The following is a 13,992-nucleotide window of genomic DNA, read 5'->3' as shown; positions in this document are numbered from 1 at the left end:
TTCTACTCCGTTCGACTTGCATGTGTTAAGCAGACCGCCAGCGTTCATCCTGAGCCAGGATCAAACTCTCCGTGTTGGATTGTTTTTTTTGGCTTGAGTCAAGTTCTTTCCACGCTAGCCCAGAAGACTGGTTTTTTTCCTTGACTTTTTTCTCGTTGTTTGTGATATTGAGTATTAGCTTTCGCCTTGACTCTCTATCTTAATTTTTTGACGAGGTTAATAGTGCTTTAAGCTTTCAAACTATTTTTTTTTCTAGGTTCAGCGCCTTGGGGGCATCGCTTCAAGCTGCCCTTTTTTCGACGTTTATCAACTATAGCGTTCTTACTCTGGTGGTGTTAGTAGAGGGAACCGAATTTTTTTGTAGTAATTTCTCTACTTGCCTATTTCTACTAGCTGCAATATTGCATTGAATTCAAGCTGATAGAGTGGTTCATTTAATCTAGCCAGGAAGACTGTGTGCAGCCGAGTCGGTGCTCGCTCCTCCCTTGTTGCATCTGGGCTATTTCGTGAATCGAGTATAGGTGCCCAATCGCCGAATCTTTGGGTCGCTTCGTTGCAGGTGCAGCTTCGTTTAAGTTTTTTAAGATGTGTGGTATTTGGGCAGGGATGTGACTGCTTCAGTTGTCACAATCCCTATCCGACTCCGAATCTGAAGAAATTCCTGATTGGTGACGAGCAATTTTAGATTTTAGATTTTAGATTTTGGTGGATGCAAGGATTAAAGTCACGCATCAAGAGCATCGAGTGCCGATCGCTTTCTTTCCCAAGGCAGAAGCCCTAACCCCTGGATTTGTTAGAATCGTTGGTCATGTGGAGCGGGTGCATCTCCAGAACCTGCTTTTAGGAGAATTGTTGACAATGTGGCTAAAATTTGGTGTTGCTCTCAGTGGCGAACTGACGAGCATTGATGGAGTTGTGCGCGGAAAAACTCAGCTAACTTGCCTCTACTGCGGTGGCGGATTGACAGCAAAAAAGGGGAAAGTGAAAGAGTACCACGCAAGCCCACATCGGGGAAACTTGCAAATTAGCCAAGTTTGCTACTCAAAACTAAAGCCTTCCTCTGGCTTCCCCTCTACGACTATTTCAAAATCCAACGAGAGGGCGAGGAATTAGAACAATTGAAAGTGCTGTGGAAAGAGTACGGTGCTGCTAATTGTCCGATTCCGAAAGATTTGATAAACTTACGAAGGCGGTTGTTGGGATTGCTAGAATCAGAGGGATCTCACTTTCTGGGCGATTGCATTCCCTGATTGTGTCGCGGATACAGAACACTTTGTAATTACAGCGCCAAACCTCATGACAGGATCTATGGACTTGGTTTACAAAGAAATCTACAAAGACCAGTCGATTGAAATTTATCGTTTCAGTCAGTTTATGCCTGGTGGAGTTGGCTATTCTTGCTACTCTGCCATTATTGATGATTACACATTGCCTGGAGATTTTGATCGCCGCTCCCATAATCCTTTTCGTCCTTCGGAGGATACAGGAAATCAGCCAACTCCCAAGCATTCATCAGCACTAGCAGCAGCCAAAGCTTATTGCGACACAAGAGTGCAACCAAGTGAGCAACCAAGTGAGCAACGCGAGGACGAACTGCTTCCCCTCACCCTATTCTACCGAAAAGTTAAAACCTTGCTGCACCAATTTTTCTCTTCGCTGGTAAAAAGGTGAAGCTGCAACAGAAAACGGCTAGAGTGATACAATGATCGATCTCGATAGTCAATAAAAGCGGGTGCATCTTCAAACCCTGCTTTGAAGAATTTTTATAAATATGTGGCTAAAATTTGGTGTTGCTCCCGACGGTAACTTGGCGAGCATTGATGAAGTTGTGCGCGGAAAAACTCAGCTAACTTGCCTCTACTGCGGTGGCGGATTGACAGCGAAAAAGGGGAAAGTGAAAGAACATCACTTCGCGCACACCGAGGACACTTGCAAGCCCGTGTCGCAGCGGATTAAAACCAGAGCTTTCCCATCGCTGCCTCTCTATGACAACTTCACCATCCAGCTTAAGGGTGAGGAATTGGAGCAATTGAAAGTGCTGTGGAAAGAGTACGGCACACAGGATTACGGTATTCCCAAAGACTTGGTAAACTTTCGGTGGGAGCTCAAGGGATTGCTGGAGTCAGTTGGCGATCGCACTTATCAATTTACCGACTTGGGTAAAATCCCAGTGGGTGCTCTTCCCCTGGCGCTGTTCAACAAAGTCCAAGAACCTTTGCTGCTGTCGGAGCTGGCTTCATTGGAAGGCTCTGTAGAGATTGCTTTATCTGCGGGGTTATCCTGCTTAGAAGAACGGCGGGCTGATTTGCTGATTTATCGAGCGCAACTTCGTCGGATTCTAATCAATTCGCTCTATTTCCTTGAGGTAAAAGCTGACGAGAGCTGCTTCTATAAAATTGGAATTACTACTAGAGCGATCGAGGAACGAATCGCGGAAGTGCAGCGGGATGTGAGGGCGCATTACTCGAATGTGGTTGTCAATTTGCTGGGATTGTGGGAACGCCGGGGGAATGTCGAACTGTACTTCAAACACCGGTATCAACCCTTTAATTACCGGATTGGCAAGCTGACGGAGTATTTTGTGTTTCCCAATGTCAAGCTTATTCTGACTGATTTGTATGAGATGGAACCCAAAGTGCTGAGCGAGATTGAGGTGGATGTACTCAATTGCGAGCAATCAGATTCCGCTCGCTGCCAATCAGTCAACCTAGGCGAACGCACGAGCGAAAGCAAACCCGTCCCGTAATTGAGTTAAAGGATTGTTCGAGCTGCTTGTCCCACCAAATCAACAAAATCAGTCTTTGTTCGCTCGAAGCGATCGACACTCTCAAACCGTTATTTTTGCGTTGTGTTTAAGGCGCGCGGGGCATAATGTAGGCTTAGACCCCTCGCTGTACCCCGAGCGCTTTGAAGAAGATTTAGAGCCAAAAAAAGAAAGTGGATTGCAACGCGGAGCCCAGCACCAAATCCATAGCTAGGCAGAACAAGAGGCGCAGTGTGACACGCTCGTAGTTGTGGTATCTGGGTTAGAAAGTGTTTAATCACCGCATTGGGCAACGGGCGTTCGTATTTTGTGTTTCCTAACGTCAAGGTTGTGCTACGGGATTTGTATGGGATGGAGCCAAAAATTTTGAGTAAGGCAGTTTCGCGGGGAAAATTAAGTATTATCAATACGAGAGCGTGCTTGCTACAAATCATCCGCACCGCACCCAATCAAGGCATAGATTGCGCCGTTTGACAAAAGCGGCTCGCATTACTTGGAGGCTTACGCCGCCTTGATAAGTAGCCCAACAAAGGTTGTTGCAAGCAGCCACTACCTTCACAGTAGGTCGAACGATCGATTTTGTCGTTTCAATTCTACCTAGATAATCAGGAAAACAAATTCAATGGCAAAAAAAGCAAAAAAGCTCTGGCTTTCTTCTTCTGGCAAACAGTCTAAACCTACAGTGCCTGATACTGAGAAACAATTAATCGAACAAAAATGTAATGAGTTAATTCAAACAGAATTTAAGCCCAAATATATCGCCTCTCCACCCACAGACCATGATTTCAATTATCGAACGGATATCTTTGGCAAGTGGTATCGCAACTATTTTTACTTCTGCTCAACTTATAATTGTCCGAGTCCGAGGGCGATTTCCCCGTCTTTTGAGTCTCGCTCCGCCCGCCTAGAATATGTTGGGCCAGATTGTTTTAATGTAGCCTACATGAGACATACGGGACAATGGTGGGAAATTCTGCATGGTTTGTCTTTAGAAGAATGTTTATCGGAAATTAGAAACAATCCCCTGTTACATCCTTAATTGTTGCTCTAATTGGCAATCGTTCTTTTAATTATCGAATAGGCTCTCCTGACGGAGTATTTTGTGTTTCCGAACGTCAAGAAAGTCCAGCTAATCGCTCACTGAAAACGAGTTAATACTTTGTTGAAACGAGGGCAAGCGCTGTTCAAATTCCTCAGCACTGGTAGAGAATACAACAATCCAGATATTGCTCCCCTGCTTAATCGTGTACATTATCTGTTTGGCAGTTACACCCGAAATTGTGGCTTCTGTCACGATCTGACCTGCCTGATAGCGGTCAAGCGTCACCTGCTTCCGCTCCACTACGCGATATTCGCTGGGTAATTGTTTGGTAAGTACATCCAAGTATGTATCTGTTGTCACTGTAGATCCAACTGGCTCTGCAGCAAGAGCGACATTACTCAGAACACCTGATTTACTAACCTTCGAGTCAAAAGCCCAGATGACGAATGCGGATGGATTCTGCTTGAGATACTGAGCTATCTGCTGATAGTAGGGCCCCAAAGATTCCAGCTTCTGAACCACCACGTCCAGATATTGGCTGAGATCTCCGCCGCTATAACTCTCCGGTAACTGCAATTGTGCACCGCGTCCCTCAAATTTTTTCCAACCTGGGATGGTGGTTTGTGTGGCGGCAAACGGACTTGATGTTTGTTGAGAGGTTTGTGGCTGCTTGCAGCCTATGACTAGGCAAGGTAGCAACAGACAGAGTACCAGCAAAAAGTTTTTTTTACTCATGGAATTAGGATTTATACCCCAACTTGGTATCACTCATGATTGTACGTCTGAACGCAACTTGGTATGAGATTTGATATATTTTTGGTACTTCGGCGAATGTAACTTTAACACTCACACCTTTTTCTTTGTGATGAATTTCATCTAAATAGCCAGCAGATTGATTTATCTTGTACTTGGACACAGGTCACGGCCAGTTGGCGGTTTATGGCGCGCTTGTAGCTCTCTTCTTCAGAAATCCGTTGTAAGGTGGTGGGATGGCGGAAATATACCACACCGCAGACACCATCTATGCTCGTGCTATCCTCGGCACAAGGTTTTTCTCCGCGCCCTTGTAATCCCCACGTCATTTTTGTTTGCCTGCCATCTTCCCAGCGCAAAGTCCTTCCTCCGCCTCCAGCCCAAGAAACTGACTCATAGATGCAGGTTTGCTTAAGTTCTATCAGGTCTCGGCGAAGCAACCAACAGGAAACAGATGCTCCCTCAATTCGGCCTGCGCGTGCAGGTGTGGCAACAATGCCCAGTGCTAAAATCGGTAGGAAAACAGACAAAGTTTTCACATTTTTATCCACGGTTAACATATTCGGAAATAAGGGGAGTGTCAAGCTTAGCAAGTTCTATTGTCACCATGACCAATCTATTACCAAACTTGTTGCCGATCGCCACCAATACGCCAATTTTTATCGAGTCATGTTTGGTTTCACATTACCTGCTGATTCACAAGCAAGGACGTGACAGACTCAACCCAACTTACAGCGAAGGGCGATCGCACTCGTTCCTGCTCTGCGAAGGCAGAGCCTCAAGCAAGCGGTAGGTTGCGACATAGGTTAATCTTGGAGAAGACCGATATAGGGGGTGGTATCCAGCAAAAGTGACAGATAACACCCAAGAGCCCGGACTTAACCTGCTTTCGTTTCTGTTTAATTCCTTAAAACTAGGGTGTTATCTAGCAGAGCTGACGGATAATCCACCCCCCGGTAAAGGTGTTATCCAGCACATCTTTTGAATACTGAAGTTTCTACTGTCCCGGCTTAAACGGGTAGCCACGATGCTGATTAAGCAAACAAAAACAGCGCTAAGTTCCCTAGGTTATGAACTAGATTGCAGTGAGGAGGCTTTTGGTTATCTAAGGGATTCCTCCGATGTACTCGGACAGCCAGAGCAATTGCGACGGAGGATGCAACAAGACGGTTATTTATACTTAAAAGCCTTTCTTAACTCTCAAGAGGTTTGGCAAGCTCGTCAGGAAATTGCAACTTGTTTAGCTGCTGAGGGAAGCTTGGAACTCTCAAGCCCTGTTCTAGATTGCATCGCTAAACCTGGATTAAACATACATTTCCGTCCCGATTTAGCAACCAGGAGTTCAACACTGAAAACACTGCTTTATTCGGGACGGATGATGGAATTTTTTGGAACTTTTTTAGGCGGTCAAGTCCGGCATTACGATTACACCTGGCTTAGAGCCGTCGCCCCAGGAAAAGGAACTTACGCTCATTGTGACATTGTGTATATGGGACGGGGAACTGACAAGCTTTACACGGCTTGGACTCCATTAGGCGATATTCCTTGGGAATTAGGGGGGTTAATGATTTTGGAAAATTCTCATCATCTAGAGACTATTAAAAATAGCTATGGATGTAAAGATGTCGATCGCTATTGTGCCAACAGAAAAACGGCTCATTTGTATGCCTCCAATCAAAAAGGGTGGGATGGAGCCTTATCCAAAAACCCGGTTTCTTTGCGCTGTAAATACGGAGGACGTTGGTTGAGTTCCGAATTCGAGGCTGGAGATGTTCTGATTTTTGGTATGTTTACCATTCATGCGAGTTTGGATAACCATTCTCCTTCTATTCGACTCTCCTCGGACAGCCGTTATCAATTGGCATCGGAACCAGTGGATGAAAGGTGGGTTGGCAGTAACCCTATTGGTCACTCTACTGCTGCTAAGCAAGGTCAGATTTGCTAGAAGAAGACTTTAGTATTGTGTGTTTGAATTAAAGTGTAGTCAGCCCGCCTCGCTACCGCACCAGGCTCGGAGCGCTCAAGTATCGTTTTCTCAAAAACACAGTTATGTACATCTTCCGTCTTCAGTTACTTAATTACAAGTCATTCCGGGATTCTGGGGTGTTAGAATTCCAACCCGGCATCAATATTATTGTGGGAGCCAACAATTCAGGAAAAACAGCGCTGCTGGAAGCTTTAAGCTTAAATTTCGAGAAGAAATCCCATCGCAGTCTCAAAACATTGCTACATTTTAATTCAGACTCATGCGCCAAAGTTTCTCTAGTAGCAGACAAGTCGGCAATCGAAGAAGTTGCCAAAAAACTATCAATTGATTTTCAGTTCGTTTACAGTGACAAAACAGACCGAACTCTATCGGCTCAAACTATGCACAGCCTTTTTCTAGAGTGGTTGGAGGTTCGTGCTGCTGTAGAAATTAGAGTTAGGATGGAGGAGAGCTGCAAGGTAGCTGAAATAGAGAAAAGCTTAAGCGATAGCCTAACCTTTAACATCTATTGCGTCAACAAACAAGACTACCTTATTGATAGAGCGTCGGGTGTTAATTTCAATAGGAACACTGCCGACAACGAAATAACAACCAGAATTGTTCAATATTTTAGTTGCCATACATACAGGCTTTATGCAGAACGCCCCAATTTAGCAAGCTGCTTATTTGGCGATCGGTCTGAACTGGAGCCGGACGCCTCGAATTTGGCTGAAGTCTTAAATCAACTTCAACTTTCTGGAAAAAAGAAACTTTTTAATCGTTTTTTGATGTATATATCCACTATTTTTCCTGAAATAGGCGAAGTTTCTGTCAGGCCTAAGCCCATCATCAAAGATTCGAGTGGGATTAACGCGAGTCGCAGAAGCCAGGAATTAGAAATTTTAATTTGGTCGAAAGAAGCATCTGAAAATGATAGAGAAGATTTAGCATTTCCCTTGTCAGAGTGCGGGACTGGTATTGGTCAGGTGCTGGCAATTCTTTACGCGGTGTTGGCTTCCCCAGCTCCTCGAACAATAATCATTGACGAACCCCAATCTTATTTGCATCCAGGGGCGGCTAAGAAACTGATAGAAATCCTCAAAGAGTTTCCGCAGCACCAATATTTTATTGCCACTCATTCGGCCGAGATTATTTCCGCTGCCAATCCCTCAACTATCGTGAAGCTGCGGTCTGAGGGCGGGGAAACGAAAGCATCAATGATGAATTCGCAAGATATCAAGGAACAGCGCTCTCTATTAGCCGAACTGGGAGTCAGTTTGTCTGACGTTTTCGGTGCGGACAGCATCCTCTGGGTGGAAGGGCCGACCGAGGAGCGGTGCTTTCCGTTAATTTTGGAAAAAGTAGCCAAAAAGCCTTTAAGGGGTACTCAAATTATTGCTGTTAAGAATACTGGCGATTTTGAGGGAAAACGCGCTCATCTCGTATTTGATGTTTACGACAAACTCAGCGGTGGCAGCAGTTTGTTTCCCCCGACGGTTGGATTTGTGTTCGATCTGGAGGAGCGCTGTCAGCAAGAGATGAAGGATTTGCAGAAAAGAAGCCAGCACCCAGTTAAATTCCTGGAGAGGCGAATGTATGAAAATTACCTGCTCCATCCCGATGCTATAGCAGCCGCACTCAATCATGAAGATGCGGGGCGAGAACAACCTGTTAGTGGCGAAGAAGTTCGACAACGGCTCGAAACCCATAAATTAAATAAGAATTACTTCCCAAAACCCAATACTCAGCGTTCAAAAGACGATACTTCAAAACATCTAGGTAATGCCGAATGGATTGGCAAAATTGATGCTGCAAAAGTCCTCGATGCGCTATTTGCCGATTTATCAGAAGCGCGGGTCAAGTTTAAAAAAACCTCGCACTCACTAATGCTCACGGAATGGCTGCTTGAAAATAACCCAGAACACTTTGCCGATCTAGCCCAATTTTTGCGAGGTATCCTTGACAAAGGTAAGGCAGCGCTGGATTGACGCGAGTGTGATCGCTCCCAACACCCGGATTTTGGGAGAAACTAAAACCAAACCCCCAACCCATCCGCCATGCTCAAACTTTCGCTTGCCTGCAATCCCCGCTTAGTCTGTGCCGTCCGAAGTCCTCCACTTTATCTCGAATTACCTAATGAATCAAAAAATCCCTGAAATAAATGAACAAATTGCCCAACTTATAGCTAGCTTGCCCAGCGATCGCCTCCTACAGCAAGCTAAGACACCAGCTCAGATAGAGGAATGGCACAAAGCAAGACAAACCCAGCTTCTTTTGGCTGAGTGCTGGAAATCTAAGTGGCTTGTTAAGGACTATTACCCAGTTGAGGAAGCTCTAAAACGGCAAGAGATTTCTCAACGAAAAGCTGAGTTAATGAACTGCTGCGTTAATGAGTACAAAGCCCGGTGGGAGCTTTGCAAAGTTGCTGAAAAATATGTCAAAAAATGCCACGCAGAGCTTCAAAATTTGACAATTTCTGTAGCGCAGTGTCCCCAGCTCTCCGCCCATTTATCGTCCAAATTTTTGCACCAAGCTAGCCTGAGACAATATCCATTTCAATCAGCCTATGATTTATTTGCTGAAACTTTAAAAGAAGATGCGGACAGTTCTTTCTCTGTATGTCTGGAACCCTACTATGAGGTTCCGATGAAAAAGTGGAGGCAAGTAGGTAAGCAGTACACTCAACTTCTGGATCGATCCGAGTTGGATGGCACTTACCCACAACTTAAGAAGGCAGAGGAGCAGAGATTAAAAACAAACTTAGTTTGGCACAAAGTTGGTTTTTCTTGGATTGGGATGGTTCTGTGGACGTGCCAAATTGAGGCAAAAAATGACCCATTGCTCAGAAAGCAATTGGTTGCCTACAACAAATCGCTGTGGGAAGCACTGAGTTTAGGAGTGTCAGCTAGCCGCAATTTGCACGGCTGGGCATGGCACAAAGGGGAATTGCTTTGCACGGATGGGGCAGGCGGCATTTACCGCAAAGCTTAATAAAACTTCAAATCTGGATCGCATTGCCTCTGACGCTTGGGCAGTCCACATTTACCGCAAAGCTTAACAAAACTTCAAATCTGGATCGCATTGCCTCTGACGCTTGGGCAGTCCACCTATGCTGGATTGCAATAGTTTCAGAGAAAGGAGTCTTTTTCCTCATGTTCGACCTTCAGACCGCTATGGTTGTGTCAATTTTCCTTGGTGTTTTCATTGGTATAGCCCAGTTTCGGCAATCTCCAGCAATGCTTTTAGGGGGCTTGGCTGCTTTCGGTATCTATTACTTTCTGTTTCTGCATAACACCTTACTAGGCATTTTCAAGCAGGTGACATTGGGTCGTTAGACAATGAAAGTGTCTTGGCTGTTTTGAATTACTGCTTGGGAGAATTTATTAGTTAGCTGTGGGTAACGCCCCGCTTGTGGAGGCGTTAATGTGGGACTCCCACTCCCGCAGCTAGCTATATCAAAACTTTGTTTTTAAGAAGGGGATTATGCGATCGCACTCATACAGCGATGGCTATGGGGAAGCAGCTCACGCCCGCTCAGCACGTCCTTACCCTACTAAACATCACCCGCACCGCATTTTGGTACGGTTGGCAACACCGCCGATCCTTCCCGTGACGCTCACACGCCAGCAGAGGTCGCTCGGCAAGCTCATCACGTGGTTGCCACAGCATTTTAGGTTTCTAGGAATAGCTTTGTACGGTTTTCTTCAATGCGAATTGCTCTAGTTTTTTTGCACTAATTCTGGCAAATACGACCACCCCAGTAGGGTTCTCCTGACTGTTACTCTCACTTAGAAAGCGGCATCATAATAACTGTAAGCAACGAGCTTCAACCCACACTTTCCTTATAGAATTTTACCATCTTTGAGGTGACAGATTATGTTGATGCGCTACTGGCAACCCTTTACGGAAATTGAAACCATCCGCCAGCAACTCGATAAAGTTTTTGACCAACGGGCAACAACGAGAGATAACTCAGAAGCCACTTGGATGCCCGCTCTGGAATTGGCTGATGCTGGGGACAACTTCGTATTAAAAGCGCAACTGCCCGGAATTGACCCCAAAGACATTGACGTTCAAGTCACCCGCGAAGCAATTTCTATTTCTGGCGAACGCCGCTACGAAAACACAGAAGAAAAATCTGGTTACGTCCGCTCTGAATTTCGCTACGGCAAATTCCACCGGGTGCTTCCCTTGCCCGCACACATTCAAAATGACTCTGTGCAAGCTGAATGCAAAGATGGCATTCTAACGCTAACTCTGCCCAAAGTGACTGAAGCTCGCAATAAAGTCGTCAAGATTAACTTAGCCGAAATTGCTGGAGCTTCAACAAATCCCGCTTTGGAACAGGCTAACCAATAACGATCTGCTGTGCTTAATCGAGTGAGGCAAATTTTCCTTTCATTGAGCCTGATTGGATTTACTTAACAACAACGGAACTGGAAAAGTTGATACCGGGAGCTATATTTGCTCTCGGTATTCTTTATGTAGGAAAGCCAAGCGAAAAGTTACCTACAGATGCCCTGAACCCGCGCTGATTCCAGTTAGTCTGTCAAAATATTTCACGCTTGTCGGCACCAATTTCATTGAGTCTGCTCTCGCGGAGAGAGGATTGGCGATCGCCCGACAGCATCAGCTTATCTGTGGTAAAGTAGCACAGCTAGACATACCCTGCCAGCTCAAGCGCAATAGTTAAAGCATCTCAACCAGGTGATACATCAATTCCGAAAGTAGTCGCCCGATTTGATGTGAGTAAACCATCTGTCCAACAACTGATTATTTTCTACTTTCCCAATTCCTTAATCGATAATTAGCCGATGAATATCCATACCCTCTTGAGCCAAACCTCACGCCAACGGGTGAGTGATGGAGCCGTTTTACCCATCTTGAGCGGTTGCGAATCTTCTATGAGGCAATTGGTGCTGCTTTTGCCACAATTGGGAGATTTCGACAGCCTTGAATATGCTTGGTGGTTGCAGCGGGACGCTCAACGGCTGGAAACACAAGGGATAGCAATCCGAGCTGTGGGAATTGGCTCACGCTCATCGGGTCAGCGATTCTGTGGCTATACAGGATTTCCTGCCGACTGTTTGTTTGTAGATCCCAGTGCCCAACTGCACCAAAAACTTGACCTGTATCCAGGTTTATCGTTAAAACTACCCGGTTTATCGGCTGCTATGAATGCTTACCTCAATCTATTGTTCATGTGTTCCGGGATTGGTAGCCCTGGCACTCTGGCAGAAGTATGGAGAGGATATCGAGGCGACGCAAGAGCACCTCAATTAATTGGTGATGATGAAATTATTCAGGCTTTCCCTCTTCCACCCCTCAGAGGCTCCACTTTCCGGTGGGCAGGTGGCAAAGGTTTCCAGCGTCCATTTGAATTGGCAACTTTGCGGCTGCGTAATATGGGAGAAGTGCTGAGTAATTGGAAAACCTATGTTCCAAATGCTGCTTATCTCACTCAACGAGGCGCAACTTTCTTGTTTAATGCTCGGGGAGATTTAATCTACGAACATCGAGATCGCGCCATTCTTGGTTTCGCTGCTGATATGAGCAATCCCCTGACATTTCTCTCAGAAATGGTGGCTGATGGAGACTTGCTGGGGCATGGCGATATGCACTAACTACCATACTTATAATGTGGTGCTGGCAGGGGGTAAGAGCGGCCGATAGCGAATGAGCATGGGCTTACGGATAGGGGGATTCATGCGACTGTACTCAATCCCATCATTGCTGCTGGCAATTTCTTGCTTACCATATTCATCCTGTTCCAGCAGCTCCCAACGGGAGCACCTCTAGTTTCCAATTGAACTCTACCCAACCATGTCGCCCCGGTTCTTCCCGCCCTTGTTCGTCAACTAGCAAATGCACAAAGTAAAGTTGATTGGTTGGCTCAAGACCACCAAGAAACCAGTTATCGTCAATCTCCGCCTTGACGTTAGCTTCATCCAATTGAATGCCAACTTGTGAAAACGTAGCCATCGCCATTTGCCTTAAAGTTGCCTGATCCATTTCCTTTGCCTCCTGATTAAGAGATGCCGTGAGCAGCACTCAGGCTGTGAACTTCCTCACCCCTAACATTACTAAAAACCCAAACCAAAACCCCAACCCGCCCTGTCCTGCCCTTGCCTCCCCGAATGCGATATCTTTTAGACCTAGATGAGGCGGTATTCTGAGTAATGGCAACAAAATATCTCGCCATACTAGAGAGAGATGAGCGTTTACAATTATTATGCCTAAACCAAAGAGGTATCCCGATAATTGGTCTGAGATTGCGCTATCAATCAAGGAAAATGCGGGGTGGCGCTGCGCTAAGTGCCGCCAACAGTGCCTCAGACCCGGTAAACAAAGCGGTTTAACTAAATCCGAACGGTGTGCTTTGACTTTGACGGTGCACCACCGCAATCGGATACCAGAGGACAATCGTCTCGAAAACTTAGTCGCCCTGTGTACTGCGTGCCATCTTTCGTACCACAATAGGGGTCAGTCTAACGTATCACCTGGGCAGTTATCTCTGTTCCCTGATGATGGTATTGATTGGGAGCTCATCGCTTCTTTTGAGGAATAGGGACGGGACAATTGATTTGAGCCGAATCCGCTGCCATCCGCTTCATTAATTTGAGAGCGGCTAGGCAATCTCAAGAGAGCTCGGTGGTTTCCATTGAGGGGAAAATACTGATAATCTTTATAATATTTGATAACTTTCAGGTTCGCGCCCTTAAAAAGATGAAGAGGCGTGTCTATTGACCGCCTCATAACATCTTTGAAGAATCACCTCGGCTTCAATCAGGGAAGTAAATCAATCTAGGTGTTGGTCAATTAGGGCAATCAGTTGAGCGATCGCCTTCTGTTCTTCTTTTAGCAATTCCTTAAGCTGGCGCATCTGCTCTTGGTTCGGCGGACGGTGTACCAAATCATCAACGAAGTCTAGCATTGGGGACTTTCTAAAAGGTCTGTCCAAGGCAGCTTCATCTCGCAAGCGCTTGGTTCGCTCCAGCTTTGACCGCTGCAATCGGTTTTTAGCCTGACGGCGTGCGATAAGTCCGTCAAGTCTTTGACATACGTTGCCAGTCGTCTTCATCTCCATATATGTCTTTCACTTGTTGTTTCAACTCGGTTAGCTGCTCGGTAAGACTTGCTACCTGATCTTCAATAGCATCTGTTTTATCTTCCTGGATTTCCAGAGAAATCTCCACAGATTCGACATATTCCGTTAACTTTTGTATTGGATCTGATTGGGGCGTATCACCGTTAGACGTGTCACCGTTAGACCCGTTGCCGTTGGTCATAGTCATGCCTCGCTGGTGTCTGATAGAAAAAACTGGCGATCGCTTTTGATACAGATAAAACTATCGCCAGCGTCGCCGAAGAAGTTGTTACTAAGTTATTACCCAATACGGTTCAGTTAAGAGCTATGCAGTGCTTAAAACAATAAATACAGGAGGATTCATTATTATTCCAGTACCT

Annotated in this window: 17 protein-coding genes and 1 rRNA gene; 12 read left to right on the top strand and 6 right to left on the bottom strand. The window is 45.7% G+C overall.

What is annotated here, in order from left to right:
• Positions 1-76 (bottom strand): 16S ribosomal RNA (locus QUA57_RS26525); the annotation flags it as partial.
• A 958-nt stretch (positions 77-1,034) separates the two neighbouring features.
• On the opposite strand from QUA57_RS26525, the gene QUA57_RS26520 reads away from it, so the two are divergent.
• The 4 genes from QUA57_RS26520 to QUA57_RS26505 all read left to right on the top strand — a co-directional run bounded on the left by QUA57_RS26520 (position 1,035) and on the right by QUA57_RS26505 (position 3,803).
• A complete protein-coding gene (locus tag QUA57_RS26520; RefSeq protein WP_333064444.1) occupies positions 1,035-1,250 on the top strand; it encodes a hypothetical protein in 216 nt (71 codons plus the stop codon).
• A 58-nt stretch (positions 1,251-1,308) separates the two neighbouring features.
• Complete coding sequence (locus tag QUA57_RS26515) at positions 1,309-1,671, top strand: hypothetical protein (RefSeq protein WP_333251448.1); 363 nt, start codon at positions 1,309-1,311, stop codon at positions 1,669-1,671.
• Between the two features lie 100 nt (positions 1,672-1,771).
• Positions 1,772-2,746 (top strand): GIY-YIG nuclease family protein, encoded by a 975-nt coding sequence (locus QUA57_RS26510; protein WP_333064446.1) that lies wholly within the window; start codon positions 1,772-1,774, stop codon positions 2,744-2,746.
• A gap of 640 nt (positions 2,747-3,386) precedes the next feature.
• Positions 3,387-3,803, top strand: coding sequence for a DUF3024 domain-containing protein (locus QUA57_RS26505; protein ID WP_333064447.1), 417 nt, complete (start codon positions 3,387-3,389; stop codon positions 3,801-3,803).
• Between the two features lie 90 nt (positions 3,804-3,893).
• Here QUA57_RS26505 and QUA57_RS26500 read toward each other — a convergent pair whose 3' ends face one another.
• Both QUA57_RS26500 and QUA57_RS26495 read right to left on the bottom strand, forming a co-directional pair.
• Positions 3,894-4,541: a hypothetical protein gene (locus QUA57_RS26500; RefSeq protein WP_333064448.1), complete on the bottom strand. Its 648-nt coding sequence runs from the start codon at positions 4,539-4,541 to the stop codon at positions 3,894-3,896.
• A gap of 137 nt (positions 4,542-4,678) precedes the next feature.
• Positions 4,679-5,098 (bottom strand): hypothetical protein, encoded by a 420-nt coding sequence (locus QUA57_RS26495; protein ID WP_333064449.1) that lies wholly within the window; start codon positions 5,096-5,098, stop codon positions 4,679-4,681.
• 38 nt (positions 5,099-5,136) lie between these two features.
• On the opposite strand from QUA57_RS26495, the gene QUA57_RS26490 reads away from it, so the two are divergent.
• From QUA57_RS26490 to QUA57_RS26460, 7 genes are all read left to right on the top strand, one after another.
• A complete protein-coding gene (locus QUA57_RS26490; RefSeq protein ID WP_333064450.1) occupies positions 5,137-5,352 on the top strand; it encodes a hypothetical protein in 216 nt (71 codons plus the stop codon).
• Positions 5,353-5,586: 234 nt separating this feature from the next.
• A complete protein-coding gene (locus QUA57_RS26485; RefSeq protein ID WP_333064452.1) occupies positions 5,587-6,504 on the top strand; it encodes a phytanoyl-CoA dioxygenase family protein in 918 nt (305 codons plus the stop codon).
• A gap of 104 nt (positions 6,505-6,608) precedes the next feature.
• Positions 6,609-8,513 (top strand): AAA family ATPase, encoded by a 1,905-nt coding sequence (locus tag QUA57_RS26480; protein WP_333064454.1) that lies wholly within the window; start codon positions 6,609-6,611, stop codon positions 8,511-8,513.
• Between the two features lie 148 nt (positions 8,514-8,661).
• Positions 8,662-9,516, top strand: a complete 855-nt coding sequence (locus QUA57_RS26475) for a hypothetical protein (protein ID WP_333064455.1) — start codon at positions 8,662-8,664, stop codon at positions 9,514-9,516.
• A 492-nt stretch (positions 9,517-10,008) separates the two neighbouring features.
• On the top strand, positions 10,009-10,248 hold the full coding sequence (locus QUA57_RS26470) for a hypothetical protein (RefSeq protein WP_333064456.1): 240 nt from the start codon (positions 10,009-10,011) through the stop codon (positions 10,246-10,248).
• Positions 10,249-10,401: 153 nt separating this feature from the next.
• On the top strand, positions 10,402-10,884 hold the full coding sequence (locus tag QUA57_RS26465; RefSeq protein ID WP_333064458.1) for an Hsp20/alpha crystallin family protein: 483 nt from the start codon (positions 10,402-10,404) through the stop codon (positions 10,882-10,884).
• Positions 10,885-11,339: 455 nt separating this feature from the next.
• Positions 11,340-12,149 (top strand): peroxiredoxin-like family protein, encoded by an 810-nt coding sequence (locus tag QUA57_RS26460; protein ID WP_333064460.1) that lies wholly within the window; start codon positions 11,340-11,342, stop codon positions 12,147-12,149.
• Between the two features lie 136 nt (positions 12,150-12,285).
• Here QUA57_RS26460 and QUA57_RS26455 read toward each other — a convergent pair whose 3' ends face one another.
• On the bottom strand, positions 12,286-12,537 hold the full coding sequence (locus QUA57_RS26455) for a hypothetical protein (protein ID WP_333064463.1): 252 nt from the start codon (positions 12,535-12,537) through the stop codon (positions 12,286-12,288).
• A 220-nt stretch (positions 12,538-12,757) separates the two neighbouring features.
• Between QUA57_RS26455 and QUA57_RS26450 the strand changes: the two genes are divergently transcribed.
• On the top strand, positions 12,758-13,093 hold the full coding sequence (locus tag QUA57_RS26450) for an HNH endonuclease (RefSeq protein ID WP_194012309.1): 336 nt from the start codon (positions 12,758-12,760) through the stop codon (positions 13,091-13,093).
• 231 nt (positions 13,094-13,324) lie between these two features.
• On the opposite strand, the gene QUA57_RS26445 is transcribed toward QUA57_RS26450, so the two are convergent.
• Both QUA57_RS26445 and QUA57_RS26440 read right to left on the bottom strand, forming a co-directional pair.
• Positions 13,325-13,612 (bottom strand): hypothetical protein, encoded by a 288-nt coding sequence (locus QUA57_RS26445; protein WP_333064466.1) that lies wholly within the window; start codon positions 13,610-13,612, stop codon positions 13,325-13,327.
• Complete coding sequence (locus tag QUA57_RS26440) at positions 13,572-13,814, bottom strand: hypothetical protein (RefSeq protein WP_333064467.1); 243 nt, start codon at positions 13,812-13,814, stop codon at positions 13,572-13,574. Before QUA57_RS26440 ends, QUA57_RS26445 begins: the two co-directional genes overlap by 41 nt.
• Positions 13,815-13,992 lie beyond the last annotated feature (178 nt).

Source organism: Microcoleus sp. Pol7_B2 (assembly GCF_036701035.1).
Taxonomy (GTDB): domain Bacteria; phylum Cyanobacteriota; class Cyanobacteriia; order Cyanobacteriales; family Microcoleaceae; genus Microcoleus.
Note: the sequence above shows the minus strand (reverse complement) of the source record. Positions and strands in the feature narration are given on the sequence as shown.

What these genes read in the sequence shown, in the direction of transcription:
- QUA57_RS26515 (WP_333251448.1), top strand. Translation starts at nt 1,309, where the DNA reads ATGGACTTGGTTTACAAAGAAATCTACAAAGACCAGTCGATTGAAATT.
- QUA57_RS26510 (WP_333064446.1), top strand. Translation starts at nt 1,772, where the DNA reads ATGTGGCTAAAATTTGGTGTTGCTCCCGACGGTAACTTGGCGAGCATT.
- QUA57_RS26505 (WP_333064447.1), top strand. Translation starts at nt 3,387, where the DNA reads ATGGCAAAAAAAGCAAAAAAGCTCTGGCTTTCTTCTTCTGGCAAACAG.
- QUA57_RS26500 (WP_333064448.1), bottom strand. Translation starts at nt 4,541, where the DNA reads ATGAGTAAAAAAAACTTTTTGCTGGTACTCTGTCTGTTGCTACCTTGC.
- QUA57_RS26485 (WP_333064452.1), top strand. Translation starts at nt 5,587, where the DNA reads ATGCTGATTAAGCAAACAAAAACAGCGCTAAGTTCCCTAGGTTATGAA.
- QUA57_RS26480 (WP_333064454.1), top strand. Translation starts at nt 6,609, where the DNA reads ATGTACATCTTCCGTCTTCAGTTACTTAATTACAAGTCATTCCGGGAT.
- QUA57_RS26475 (WP_333064455.1), top strand. Translation starts at nt 8,662, where the DNA reads ATGAATCAAAAAATCCCTGAAATAAATGAACAAATTGCCCAACTTATA.
- QUA57_RS26470 (WP_333064456.1), top strand. Translation starts at nt 10,009, where the DNA reads ATGCGATCGCACTCATACAGCGATGGCTATGGGGAAGCAGCTCACGCC.
- QUA57_RS26465 (WP_333064458.1), top strand. Translation starts at nt 10,402, where the DNA reads ATGTTGATGCGCTACTGGCAACCCTTTACGGAAATTGAAACCATCCGC.
- QUA57_RS26460 (WP_333064460.1), top strand. Translation starts at nt 11,340, where the DNA reads ATGAATATCCATACCCTCTTGAGCCAAACCTCACGCCAACGGGTGAGT.
- QUA57_RS26455 (WP_333064463.1), bottom strand. Translation starts at nt 12,537, where the DNA reads ATGGATCAGGCAACTTTAAGGCAAATGGCGATGGCTACGTTTTCACAA.
- QUA57_RS26450 (WP_194012309.1), top strand. Translation starts at nt 12,758, where the DNA reads ATGCCTAAACCAAAGAGGTATCCCGATAATTGGTCTGAGATTGCGCTA.
- QUA57_RS26445 (WP_333064466.1), bottom strand. Translation starts at nt 13,612, where the DNA reads ATGGAGATGAAGACGACTGGCAACGTATGTCAAAGACTTGACGGACTT.
- QUA57_RS26440 (WP_333064467.1), bottom strand. Translation starts at nt 13,814, where the DNA reads ATGACCAACGGCAACGGGTCTAACGGTGACACGTCTAACGGTGATACG.